At 65.8% G+C, this 12,121-nt stretch carries 9 protein-coding genes; 3 read left to right on the top strand and 6 right to left on the bottom strand.

Going from position 1 to position 12,121, the window contains the following annotated elements:
• Positions 1 to 11: 11 nt before the first annotated feature.
• The gene (locus VIM26_RS03985; RefSeq protein WP_331949045.1) at positions 12 to 230 is read right to left on the bottom strand and encodes a DUF6284 family protein; all 219 of its coding nucleotides are present in this window, start codon (positions 228 to 230) and stop codon (positions 12 to 14) included.
• A 148-nt stretch (positions 231 to 378) separates the two neighbouring features.
• On the opposite strand from VIM26_RS03985, the gene VIM26_RS03980 reads away from it, so the two are divergent.
• Together VIM26_RS03980 and VIM26_RS03975 are read left to right on the top strand one after the other, a co-directional pair.
• On the top strand, positions 379 to 1,116 hold the full coding sequence (locus tag VIM26_RS03980; protein ID WP_331949044.1) for an XRE family transcriptional regulator: 738 nt from the start codon (positions 379 to 381) through the stop codon (positions 1,114 to 1,116).
• 322 nt (positions 1,117 to 1,438) lie between these two features.
• Positions 1,439 to 1,693: a hypothetical protein gene (locus VIM26_RS03975; protein WP_331949043.1), complete on the top strand. Its 255-nt coding sequence runs from the start codon at positions 1,439 to 1,441 to the stop codon at positions 1,691 to 1,693.
• A gap of 195 nt (positions 1,694 to 1,888) precedes the next feature.
• Here VIM26_RS03975 and VIM26_RS03970 read toward each other — a convergent pair whose 3' ends face one another.
• Positions 1,889 to 2,587, bottom strand: a complete 699-nt coding sequence (locus tag VIM26_RS03970; RefSeq protein WP_331949042.1) for a hypothetical protein — start codon at positions 2,585 to 2,587, stop codon at positions 1,889 to 1,891.
• A 239-nt stretch (positions 2,588 to 2,826) separates the two neighbouring features.
• Complete coding sequence (locus tag VIM26_RS03965) at positions 2,827 to 3,570, bottom strand: potassium channel family protein (RefSeq protein ID WP_331949041.1); 744 nt, start codon at positions 3,568 to 3,570, stop codon at positions 2,827 to 2,829.
• Positions 3,571 to 3,852: 282 nt separating this feature from the next.
• On the opposite strand from VIM26_RS03965, the gene VIM26_RS03960 reads away from it, so the two are divergent.
• Entirely contained in the window at positions 3,853 to 4,323 is a 471-nt protein-coding gene (locus VIM26_RS03960) for an NUDIX domain-containing protein (protein ID WP_331949040.1), read from the top strand.
• 692 nt (positions 4,324 to 5,015) lie between these two features.
• On the opposite strand, the gene tnpC is transcribed toward VIM26_RS03960, so the two are convergent.
• The 3 genes from tnpC to VIM26_RS03945 form a co-directional block, all read right to left on the bottom strand.
• Positions 5,016 to 6,539, bottom strand: coding sequence for an IS66 family transposase (gene tnpC / locus VIM26_RS03955; RefSeq protein WP_331949039.1), 1,524 nt, complete (start codon positions 6,537 to 6,539; stop codon positions 5,016 to 5,018).
• A 77-nt stretch (positions 6,540 to 6,616) separates the two neighbouring features.
• Positions 6,617 to 7,801, bottom strand: coding sequence for an RHS repeat-associated core domain-containing protein (locus tag VIM26_RS03950; RefSeq protein WP_331949037.1), 1,185 nt, complete (start codon positions 7,799 to 7,801; stop codon positions 6,617 to 6,619).
• Between the two features lie 1,176 nt (positions 7,802 to 8,977).
• Positions 8,978 to 12,121 (bottom strand): RHS repeat-associated core domain-containing protein (locus VIM26_RS03945; RefSeq protein WP_331949036.1); only part of this gene is annotated, 3,144 nt, incomplete at its 5' end.

Below are 12,121 nucleotides of genomic sequence, written 5' to 3'. Positions count from 1 at the left end.
TCCTTTCGAGGTCAGGCAGCGGCCGGCACGGCGCCGGACGCCAGCACGGGGACACGGGCAGCAGCCAGGACGACCAACCGGCGGCGAACCGCACGGCGGTACGCACGACCCGCCAACACGTCGAGCGGCCACGCCGCCAGCCGGCACTCGGCGTCCACAAGGTCCAGTTCAGCGGCGATCACCGGCCACTCAGCCTCGATCGCGAAAAGGTCAGCAGTGGTGGGGTCCATCGGGTTGGCTCCTAGCTGTTGGTCCGTACCGGCCTCGGTGGCCTAGCTCCATTTCAGCCGCGGGAGGGGGGACGTCTACACCGCACCGTGGGACGTTTGGGGACGTCTCTGATAGGTTCCAGACGTCCCCAAACGTCAGGAACCGACGATGTCCAATGAACGCCTTCGGGCCGCGCTCGTCGCGGCGGGCAAGACCCCGCAGCAGCTGAGCGAAGACATCGGGGTCGACCCCAAGACCGTTGAGCGGTGGGTCAGTCAGGACCGGACACCGCACCGCACCCACCGCCTCAAGGTCGCCTGCCTCTTGTCACGCGACGATGTGTACCTGTGGCCCGCGACGGCAGCCGACCCTCGGGCGAAGTCGGCCAGCGAGGCCGAACTCGTTGGTCTCTACCCCAATCGCGGTTCCGTCGGAGTCGAGATGTGGCAGAGCCTGATCAGCTCAAGTACCGAGAGCATCGACCTGCTGGCGTACGCGGCGAGTTTCCTTCATGACGCCGTGCCGGATTTCGCCGAAACCCTGGCCGCCAAAGCCCGTGCCGGAGTCCGAGTGCGATTGCTCTTCGGTGACCCGGACTCCGCAGCTGTCGCCCTTCGCGGTGAGGAAGAGGGCATCGGGGCGTTGATGGCAGCTCGGTGCAGACTCACCTGGGCGTATTTTGAGCCAATACTGAACGACCCGGGAGTCGAGGCGCGCAAGCACGGAAGCACGCTCTACAACTCAATCTTCCGCTTTGACGACACGGTCCTAGTGAACCCCCACACGCTCGGCGCTGCGGCCAGCCAGTCACCAATCCTGCACTTCAAGCGAGTCCCCGGCGGTCGACTCTTCACGCATCACATGAGCGGCTTCGAGCACACGTGGTCGGCCGCGCACAAAGCCTGACGAGAAGAGTTGTTCGTCGGATGCCCTCACGAGCGAAACAGTTTCGCACGGAGTCGTTCAGGGCTGACTGCGCGCTTCCCTAAGTCGATACTCAGCTCTGATCACATCATCTGCAGCAACCCTCTGTTCATGCTGAGCAACGTCCAAACTCGTCTGGGCTGACCAGGCCGTGTCGTCGGGGGCGTCGGACTCACGGCCTTGAGCACGGATCGCGTCGAGGTTCGCTTCGGCCAGGGAAAAGGACCGCTCGGGCCTTTTGGAGCCTCGTCTGCACACGAGTCCGCTCGGACTCAAGTTCGCGGACCGCCGAGTCTCGGTCGGTGTGTTGGGCCTCTTTGGATGGCCAGGCATCGCCCGCCACGCCCTGCGCCACGGCTGGAGCGAGCCCATCGAGGTCTGGTGCCAGCCCATGCTCGGCGGGGGCTCGCGGGGCGGCTGGTCCACCGTGCGCTCCATCCAGACGGCCAGGGGCCTCCTCGCCGACCTGCGCGCCGAGCGGTGGCCTGACGTGCTCGCGGACCTGCCCACCGTCGCTGAGACGGCCGTGAGCATCGGTGGGCGTGCCCCCAAGCTTTGATTCCTGGGCGTCTCAGGGGCGCCCCAAGATGGCGGGGCTCCCCTGGGTACCCAGGCTGGGCGCGGCTGGGTCGCGGCTGGGCTATTGGGGCGGCTGAGGCGCCCTGAAACGCCCAGAGATGACCAGGCTGGGCGCCCTCGTGGGGGACTTGGGGCTCCGGAATCAGGTTCAGGGCAGTGTCGTCGCGCTGGTCGTTCAGGAGAGAGTCTGCACTTCCCGAAGTCGATGCTCGGCCTCGATCACGTCACGCTGAGCAACGTCCGCAGCCATTTGGGCGGCCTGGACAGCGCTTTGGGCTGACCGGGCGCTGTCGCCGGGGCCAGCGGCACGCTCTCTAGCGAGGGCCATGGCAAGTGCGTTCTGGGCCTGCGCGGACCTCATGTGCCGTCCAGTCAGTTCGGACTCAAGTACACGGATCGCGCGGTCTCGGCTAGACCTCCCCGACTGGCCGAGGTCGTATCGAACGGTCGGCCGCCCGTCATCGCTCCATTCGAATACTGGGATGGGACGCGACTTGAAGCCCAACTGGGCCATGTCCCAGCCCCAGACAGCTCCCTGAGTGAAAAACGATTCCACGGACTGTCGGCGGACGCGCTCAAATTCACGCTGAACTTCCTCCAGGGACGTCTCGTCTTTTGCGGCCTCTGCTGGACCTTCACTGGGCTCTGGCACAGACGAACCTGGCGCAGGGCCCCAGGCGCCGTTCACCCAGATCGCCCCGCCGCCCAACGCTTGGGAAGCGCGTGCGCTGACGGCACTCCCGGCTTCGTTCCGGAACTTGAACAACTGGCCGAACCCGGCCCATTCGACCATTTCGGAGAGTTTCTCCAGAAGCCTGTCTCGCAAGGCGAACAGCAGCGCGAACGCCAGCGTGGGCCACACCAGGACCTTCAAGTACGCCAGCGTCAGTTCGGGTCCGGGGAGCCAGTACCTCACGGCGACGAACGCCAGGACCACCGTTAGTACGGCAGCCCCAACCTCCAGCCGGGCACGCACCCGGGGCCATCGCTGCCCCTTCGCTGACTGAGCCGCTTCCTCGCCGTACCCCTGATCGGACATAGGTGCAGTCTGGCCCAGGGCGAGCGCCGAGGGCGATCCCGGCTAGATGTCGGGCAAGGGCTACACGCGGTCCTTCATCTGGGGCTCCGGTTCCTTGCCAGTTCGTCCCGGAGTGCGGCGACCTCCCGAGTGAGGGCCACAACGTCGCGCCGGGTCGCAGCCTCGCCCTCCTCCTCGACCTCCCGCACACGCTCCAGGAGCCAACTGGCCAGGGAGGCGGTCACCACGCCCAGGAGGGCGATGCCAGCGAGCATGAGGCCCCCGGCGATGAAGCGCCCCGTGCCGGAGACGGGGAACCGGTCGCCGTAGCCCACCGTCGTGACCGTGGTCATGGCCCACCACAGGGCGTCCCCGAACGTGGCGATGTTCGCCCCTGCCTGGCCGCGCTCGGCATCGAGGACCGCGAGCGAGGCGACGAACAGGACCAGCACCGTGGAGCCCGCCACGTAGACCGCTACCCGGCCCCGGAGCGACCCGCCCGCGTACCGGTTCAGGACGCTGAGCAGGGTCACCAGGCGGAGCAGGCGCAGCGGGCGCAGCAGCGGGAGGGCGACCACCGCGAGGTCCAGCAGGTTCCGGCGCACGAACACCGAGCGGGACCGTGACAGCGCCAGCCGCACCACGTAGTCCACCGCGAACGCGCCCCAAGTCGCCCAGGTGAGGACCCGGCAGACCCCGGGCCACGGCTGGTCCAGGTCGGGCGCCAGAATCGGCCACGCATAGGCCGCCAGGAACACGACGGCCGCGACCGTGAGCGGCCAGTTCGCGGCGGCCTCCCAGCGGTCACGGCGTAGTTCGGTACCCACCCCATCGGTCACGTCTGACCCCCTCCTGCTCCGCTGCTCGACGGCGCGAGTCTCCCAGTTCAGGCGGCGACGTTCAGGTGAACGGAGAACGGGACGGGGGGCTGGCACCCGGCGCTCTGGCCACCACTGGGCCGTGATCATCCGCAAGTACGTGGTGGTGCGCGGGAACCACTTGACCGACCCGGTGGTCCGCGGTTCGCTGACGTCGCATGCCGCAGCTCTTCTCGATGCGGCGGTCGCGGTTGGGGTGGGCCGCGTGGGTTGGTTCGGCGGGTCTCACATACCCTGGCCAACATGGGCCGCATCGACTACGTCAACGATCCGAACGCACCCAAGGCCAACAGCGTCGTGCCGTCCGTGGTGGCGATCGTCCAGGACGACGCGGGGCGCGTTCTCATGATCCACCGGACAGACAATGACAAGTGGGCGTTGCCAGGAGGAGGGCACGACGTAGGCGAGTCAATCGCGACCACGGTCGAGCGCGAGGTTCGCGAGGAGACCGGCTACGACGTTCGCGTCGACACGATTACTGGTATCTACACCAACCCCGACCACGTAATGGCTTACGACGACGGCGAAGTGAGGCAGCAGTTCTCCATTGCGTTTCGCGCCACTCTCGTTGGCGGGGAGTCCCGTACCAGTAGCGAGAGCGACCAGGTGGAATGGGTCGAGCAGACGGACCTGGGTGCCCTCAACCTGCACCCGTCTATGCGTCAACGCATCGCCGATGCGCTAAGCGGAGAGGACCGGCCAGCCATCCGCTAGCCCCAGTGCGCCGGACGGTGAGAGTCACGGTGGCGTGAGCTCGCGAATCGATGGGATGACTTACGCCTTAGGGGGTATCACCGGGGTAGCCCGTGCGCTCAGACACTCGACCGCCCCATCGTCATATCGGCAGTGGCGGGAGTCGTACGACGCCGATTACCCGCCTTACGACAAGGCGAGTAGCGCACACCGTCCGACTGGATCGACTTCCAGAACAGCGCGCGGGATCGCCTCGTCATCTTCATCGAGGTCGGCGCTCTCCATGTGAGCAGTGTGCCCGTGACTTGGTTGCCAGGAGGCCAGTTCTGGAAACCTGTGGACGCGGCCGGGGTTCGCCGGGATGTCGGTTCGCCGTGCATCCCTAGCGCTTGATTGACCAGGAGCGACGGGGTTAAGTTCGAAGAGCTGTCAAGCCCGGAGCCGGAGCCGGCTACACTAATCCAGCAAAACCAGGTCTTTACGGTTTGAGGTGATTGACAAGGGCTTCCTCGTGGTCGTCCACGGCGTCGGCCACTGCACCCCGTCCGGATCGGAAGCGTTCCCTCGCGGAACGTTCTATCTATCCGTCATCCTCGGCGGAGGGATGATCCGCGTTCCCAGCTTCGCACCAATCAGCAATCACGCCCACGAGCCTTTCGACGTAGCTATTCAGGTGGGGTCGCGTGGGGCAGGGTGGTGCCGTGACGGGGGCGTCAGGCCGCGGCGGCGGCTGGGCTGAGGCCCGTTGGTATCCACGGTCCGGTGGTGAAGAGGCGGTGCAGGGCTTCGAATCGGGTGAGGCCCCAGTGGCTCGCGGTGGACAGGTAGGACTGGACCACGGCGAATTGGGCCAGTCCCTCCAGGGTTCGCCAGCATCCGCCCGATGATCGTTGCTGCACCTTCACGGGGCGGACAGCTCGCTCCGCCACGTTGTTGGTGAAGCTGACCTCGAGGTTCGTGGTGAACCGCAGGATCGTCTCGCGGTGCTTGTCGAAGCGATTGGCCAGCGTCCGGGCGTGCCCGGCCAGGACGGCGGTGTCGGCGGCAGGGTTGTCGGCGCGGGCCCGGGCCAGCGCCCCCGCGTAGAGGCGGTCGATGACCTCGAGCTCAGCGCTGGTGAGCTCGCCGCGTCCGTTATCGCGGGCCGCGGTCGCGAGCCGGTGGGCCTCGAGCAGGGTGTCGCCCATCGCCTTCGCCCACAGCTGCCCGGCAGGGTCGGCCTCGTAGATCCCCCGAAGATCCCGCAGGAGATGGGCCCCACACCAGGCGTGCAGAACGTTCGTGAGGTGCGCGTACCCGACGTACCCGTCACGCACGAGGACCCCGCTCAGCTGGTCCAGGACACCCCCGGCGTCGATCGTCTTCGCGGACCGGTCCCCGGTATGCATCAGGGTGAGGTGGTCGGTGCAGGCCACGTGCAGGTACGTGATCTTGCACTTCGCCCGGGCGAACGTCTCATCGGCGTGGACGACCGGCGCCCCGGCGAGCAGCTCTTTGACCGCCGTGATGAACCCGCCCTCGATGATCAGGTCCTTGGCTCGGCCCCGCAGCGACGCCGCGAACCCGGTCGACACCTTCATCCCGACGAGCTCGCTCACCAGCTCCGTCGAGCGCTCGACCGGCACATAGTGGCCCAGCGTCACATCGGCGACACGGGTGGTCAGCTCCGGCCCGTACTGGACCGGGGCGTTCACGCCCTGGGGGAACTCGCCGACCGCGGTCTTGCGGCACGCCGGGCAGTCCTTCAGCTCGGCCGCGTACTCCACGACGACCGGCGCGGGCTGCGGGGCCAGGTCATGGACCTGGCGGCGGCGCTCGTCCGTCACGGGCACCTCCGCGAGCGGTGAACCGCACGCGCACGCCATCGGGGCCGGGATCACGAACTTCTCGTTGGGGACGGCGACCAGGGCCAGGCCCGCGCCCGGCGCACCCGGCTGCTTGCCCGGCTTGCGGCCCGACCGTTCCCGCGACGACCCACCCCGTGGACGACGATTCGGGTCGTCGGACGACGGCGGCTTCGACGACGTCGAGGAGTCCTTCCCCAGGCGCAAGACGAGCGCCTGAACCTGGGTGGTCAACTCGCCGATCTGCACCAGCAGTCTCTCGGTCCGAGCCTGGTTCTCGCCCAGCTCAGCTCGCAAGGCTTCGGTCTGCGAAGCAGCCTCGACCCGCTCAGCACGCAGCAAAGCAACCAGCGCGAGGAGATCCTCACGCGACGACTCCTGCGGCTCCGGCACCCCCAAATGTCACCACGCCCCGAGACCCAACCCGGCATCCAGCCGACCTCGGGCGTGTCGAACCCCCACCTGAATAGCTACCTTTCGACGTGTCGCTCTGTGAGTTGCCCGAGCCAATAGGACCCGAGAAACTTAAGGTTGATTTCCTCGCCACTAGACAAGACGATCTGAGGAAAAATCAGGTCCCACGGAACTATATCGTGGGCCTCTCGCGCGGTGCGAACGTCGATCACATCTCTTCCAGGATATTCAACAGGTGAAAATAGCCATCTCACACGGACGCCCGCTGGAGTCCAGCTCACACCACTGGTGACGGAGTTCGCAAGGGCAATTCCTCCCACAGCGACAACTACGACTCCAATGAGGATGCTCGCGACGTCAAATTTCTCCGACACAATCGAGGATCCGATCAAGATAAATACGACACCGGCGATAGCCATCACAACGCCGGAAAAGCCAAGGGAAAGCCTGTGGCGACGGTTTAGCACGACCTCCTCCTTCGATTTATGTAACATCCGCCGAATTTTAAACCCGACGGCCAGGATTTCAATGATCCGATGGCGAGTCGCTGCGAACCAATGAAGGCCGCGCCAAGTCTCGGTTACAACCCTGGTGTTTGCAAACCTACCTAGCCTGCCATATTGAACCATCATCCCCGGCACGCGGAGCAACCCGAATGTTAGAACGGTAAGACCGCCGTCGATCAAGTTCGCGCGCGCGGTCTTGCGCCATCCTCCACCTGTGGAGGCTCTCTGCTGCGCTCGAACGCCGTAGGCCGCTGCCTGTAAGCCTGCGCAACTGAGCCATCCAACGCCTGGAATCGCGCAAGCTGCGCTGGCGGCAATCGTAGCGATCATTCCACGGTGAGCTCGACAAACCCCCCCCGAACTTCCTCCACCCGCGGCTCCACTGACCGTCACCGGATCCTGGTCAACGTAGTCGTAAGCGTTCGCGCCCCCGCCCGGGACGGGGTCAGCGCTGAGGAATCGTCCGGTGGTGGGGTTGTACAGGCGGTAACCCATCAGGACGAGCCCGCCGAGATCGTCTGCGGCCCGTTGGTGTCCGCCGAGCCAACCGTACTTGGCGGGCGCAGGTGAAGAGCCGACGGAGGCACCGAACGGGTCGTAGTCGAATGCAGCGCCGAGGATGGCGCCGACGTTGTCGTCAACGTTGGCGGCGACGTTGCCCGTCAAGTCGGTGAGTTGCAGGGTGACCGTGTCGCTGCCAGTGGTGTGAGTGTGGATCGCGCCGAGGCCCGACATTCCGTCGATGTTACGCGTCCAGCCGGTCGTGGTGGCGGTCCAGGCGGGGCTGTCGCTTCCGTCTGGCTGTACGCATCGTTCACGTTCTGACGGGCAGCGACCGTCGGCGCTTCAAATGGCGACGTCTGCGCGCGGGAAACGGCGAGTAGGTAACTCCATGGCGCGGTCGACGCGGGAGCGCCTGTCTAGGATCCCTGCAATGTCTGCTTTCTGGATCGCCCAACAAACGATCATCCTGCCTGATGAAATGGCGATATTGACATTCATGGTCACAGACTCTGATTCAATCTTTGACCAACGGAATCCAGTATTCCCACATGATGTCTTGGGCATAAACGATGGTTGTTCGCGCTTCTAGTCGTGGGCGTATCAAAACCGAGACAGCAAACCTTATGAAAAACGCCACCCATGAGAGAACGCCCGTCAGGCCCGAAATGTCGCCGAGTCTCAAGACGGACTAAAGACCCCCATGGTAAAGCCAGCGCTGCCGACTCGAACGATCACAGCGACGAGGCGTGTGCCGTGTGGCATACGTTCTACCCATAGACTTTCCCCGTCAGTCAGCGGATGCGCACCGCCGCGAGTCAGCATCCCGGGGATCGTCCTGTTCCTCTGCGACGACCGCGCAGCTTCACTCGCCGCCCACTCTGGAATTGGGGTGCACGACGACAAGGAGGACGAGGCTCGCGATCAGTCGGGCTTGTGCGCTCAACAGCAGATCGAGTCTAACTCGAACGGTGCCGCTTGATCTCATGGTAAACCACCAGGGTCACCCCAGCGAAAAGGTAAATGGCACCCGCCACGATGTTTTGTGCGACTACGATCGACAGAACCCCAAGTGCAATGAAGCCGAGGCCCACAGACCAGCTCGAGGTAGCGAAACGAGAGCCAGAATTGTTATCGTCCGAGCTGTTCCTGTTCATCATAATGCTGTGCAGCCTCCTATGCTAACTCCCGCGAGTACGAAGAGCAGATTCATCTCATCGTACTCGCCTGTGCGCTCAACAAGAGATCGAGTCCAACTTGAACGGCGCCGCTTGATCTCATGGTAAAACACCTACCGCGATGCTTTATGTGACCACGATCGACAGCACCCCGAGTGCCATGAAGCACAGGCCCACAAACCAGCTCGAGGTAGCGAAACGAGAAGCCGATCTTCCGAACGGTTTCTGCTCATCACATTGTTGCGCAGCCTAGGATGGTAACTCCCGCGGTTGTGGCGAGCAGACTCGCCGCTTCGTACTCGGGTGTCAACAAGAAGAGCCCGCCGTAACAGGCACCCATCGACGCCATCTGCTTGCGCGTTGCCACCGGATAGTTGTTTTTCCTGGAGTCGACACGAGAATTACCAGTGCAGCCGACTGAGGGGCTGCAGTACCCCGGCATCGTTTGATAGGACACTGGCTTCCCGTAATGGAGCCGCCTGACCTGTCGGTGACGTCTCCAACTGTTGCGCTCACGTTGCCCATAATATCCGGGGTAATTTCTCCAATGGTGGTAGTAGCTGCGGTAGCCGTGATGGCGGATGTAACGGAGGTAGTGGCGTGACCACGTGCCGTCAAGATCGAATTGGTTGATGGGGTCTTGATTGACGTAGTCGTAGGCGTTGGCGCTGCCGCCGGGGACGGGGTCGGTGGACAGGAATCGTCCGAGGGTGGGGTTGTAGAGGCGGTAGCCCATGAGGACGAGTCCGCCGAGGTCGTCGGCTGCCCGTTGATGTCCGCCGAGCCACCCGTACTTCGCCGGTGCGGGGGCGGTGACGTTGGAGCCGAAGGGGTCGTAGTCATAGGTGGCGCCCAAGATCGCACCGACTGTGTCGTCGACCGTAGCCGCTACATTCCCTGCTAGGTCTGTGAGCAGTAGGGCGACGGTGTCGGTGCTGGTGGTGTGGGTGTGGATGGCGCCGAGGCCCGACATGCCGCCGATGTTCCGGGTCCAGCCGGCGGAAGTGGCGGTCCAGGAGGGGCTGTCAGCGCCGTCGCTGTAGTAGTTCGTGCTCAATCCGGCGACAGAATCGTTCTGGGTAGCGATGCGGTGCCCGGACGGGTCGAGGGTGAACGTCTGGGTGTGGGCGACGCCGGCGACGGTTTGGGTTTGCTTCTGGACCATGTCGTTGTCGAAGTACTGGACTCCGACATTCGCGCCGCCGGTGACTGTGCTGGAGGGTGCGGTGGTGGTGCGGCCGAGCTGGTCGTAGACGGTGCCGGTGTCGGAGATCCGGTCCGCGGCGTCGTACCCGTGGATCACCGTGGTGGCGGGTGCGGTGCAGCTGGTGGTACTGGCGGCGTATCCGGTCCGGTTGCTGTTCGCGTCGTACCCGAAGCGCTGGCTGGTGCAGGTGGCGCCGTCGTTGCGGCTTGCGGTGGCGAGCTCGCCGACCTGCGTGTAGGTGAGTCCCTGGGTGCTGACCGGGCCGGTGAGGGCGCTCTTGCGACCTGCGCTGTCATAGCGCGCCGAGTAGGTGAGTCCGGTGCCGAGGCCGGTGCCGGTGTAGGCGAGAAGGGTCTGCTGACCGGTGTTGTCCCAGCCGTTGGTGGCCACGTCCCCGTTGGGCAAGGTCGTAGCGGTCGCGCGCCCGTCGCCGTCGTAGACCGCGGTGTAGGTGTCGGCAGTGGTGTACCCGGTGGCGGTGATGCCGGTGCCCAGGCTGGTGAGCATTCCGCGGTGCTCGGTACTGCCCGTCCCGCCGCCGTTGTCGTAGGTGTAGGTGTAGGTGGCTTTGCCGTCGGTGCGGGTCGCGATCCGCCCGGCGATGTCATAGCTGGTCGCCGTGGCGTTGCCGTTCGCGTCGATGCTGCTGTCCGTCCGGCCTTGGGTGTCGTATCCGGTGGTGAGCGTGCCTGTGGCGTCGCTTGTCGCGATCGGAAGCCCGGTGCTCGGGGCGTAGCTCGTGGTGACGGTCGGCACTGCACTGGTGGTCGACCCTCCGCCGGTCACGGCCGTGGTCGTGACGCCGCCGCTGGTCACTGTGCGACCGGCGGCGTCGTAGGTGGTGGTCGAGGTGCGCAGCAGGGTGCCGGCGGCGTCCTTCTCCTGGACGGTGGTGGGTTGTTGCCACTGGTTGTATGCGGTGACGGTCTCGGTGGTGAGGGTGGGCAGGGTGCCCCCGGCGGGGGCGGCGGGTCCGGTCTGGCAGACCAGGCCGGCGTAGATGGTGGAGGTGCATGGGCTGGCTGCACCAGCGCTGTAGTACTTCGTGACGGTGCTGCGGGCGTCGGTCCCGATCCCGCTGGTTGCGGTCCCGGCGGGTAGCCGGGTCTCGATGGTCCGTCCGGTGGTGTCGAAGCGGGTCCAGTTCGTGCTGTGCGTCCCGGCCGGGTCGGTGGTGACGCTGGTTGGCTGCTTGAGCGCCCAGCCGTCCCCGTCATTGGTTGCGAGGGCGTCGTACCCGGTGGTCGTGGTGTGTTTGTCCTGCTCTCCGGCGGCCGGGTCGGTGGTCTGTGCCCCGACCGTGCTCGTGGTGACCAGGTGGTACGGGCGGCCGGTCGTCGGGGAGCCCTCGTCGTAGACGTTGTTTTCGTGGGTGCGGGCGTCGACGGTGCTGGTGTCGGCGAGGGTGACCGGGTGCGTCGGCCCGTAGGTGTCGGTCAGGTCGACGCCGTCGAGGCTGTAGGTGCTGAGCGTGGACAGGGCGTTGGCCCGGTCAACGGCGGACGGCATCGCCGCGACGGCGGGGTCCGTGGCGGCCGTTGGGGTCAGGGCCTGATTGCGGTTGTCCGCGGTCAGCTCGGTGATCACGTTGCCGGTCTTGTCGTACCCGGTGGTCTCGATCTGCCACGCGCCGGCACCGTAACTGGCGGAGTTGACCTGGCGGCCGTTCACGTCGAGGTAGGTGACGTCGGCGTAGGGCCAGTCCGTAGAGGTGATGGTGGCGCCCGGGTTGTGGTCCGGGCCGAACACGGCGGTCGCGGCTGCGACCACGTCAGTGGACTGTCCCCAGGCCCCGGTCGCGATCCCGGACAGGTCAGGCAGCCCGACACCCGTCGCCCCAGCACCGCTCCACGGCACCTGGTAGGCCACTGTGGTGACGGCGTCCGCGCTGAGGGCGTCGTCGTGCTGGGTGACGGTGGTGACCCGGCCGGTGCCGTCGTAGGCGAGCTGGAACGCGTTCAGGCCGGGTGGGGTCAGGGTCTCCAGCCGGCTGGTCGCGCCGACGTAGGTGTAGCGGGCGACCAGGGCGCTGAGCCGCGGGTCCCACACCCCGGCCAGGCGCCCGCTGCTGGTGTTGGTGTCGTACCCGTACCGGGTGACCGGGGTCGTCACGACCGTGCCCGTTGCCGGGTCGGTCACGACGGCGTCGATCTCGGCGAGGCGCCCGGC

The organism is Pengzhenrongella sp. (genome assembly GCF_036565025.1).
Taxonomy (GTDB): Bacteria; Actinomycetota; Actinomycetes; order Actinomycetales; family Cellulomonadaceae; genus Pengzhenrongella.
Note: the sequence above shows the minus strand (reverse complement) of the source record. Positions and strands in the feature narration are given on the sequence as shown.